Annotated in this window: 1 protein-coding gene; it reads left to right on the top strand. The window is 69.3% G+C overall.

Annotated elements, in window-relative coordinates; all coding sequences use genetic code 11:
- A partial coding sequence (locus D7Y13_RS43985) for a thioredoxin domain-containing protein (RefSeq protein WP_500683212.1) occupies nt 1-244 on the top strand: 244 nt, incomplete at its 5' end.
- Between the last annotated feature and the right edge of the window lie 166 nt (nt 245-410).

Consider the following 410-nt stretch of genomic DNA (forward strand, 5'->3'; position numbering starts at 1 on the left):
AAGCAGGATCGCGCGCGCCTATGGCGCCACCGTGACGCCGCACATGTACGTGATCGATGCCACCGGCACGCTCGTCTACAAAGGCGGCATCGATTCGATCCCCTCGGCCGATCCGGCCGACATTCCCAAGGCCACGCAGTATGTGCGCGTGGCGCTCGATGACGTGCTGGCCGGCAAGCCGGTCGCCCAGGCCTCGACGCGCCCCTACGGCTGCTCGCTGAAATACCCGCGCGGCTCGACCTGACGCGCCATGCCGCATGACGGCTGGCATCCACACGACGACCCACACGATCATGGCCATAGCCATCGTCACGGCGGGCCGACGCGGCGGAAGATCCTTGCCGCCGCGACTTTCCTGCCGTTCGGCTCGGCCAGCGCCCAGTCCGCCGAGGCCGGCCAGCGCATCGCCG

Source organism: Corallococcus praedator (genome assembly GCF_003612125.1).
Taxonomy (GTDB): domain Bacteria; phylum Myxococcota; class Myxococcia; order Myxococcales; family Myxococcaceae; genus Corallococcus; species Corallococcus praedator.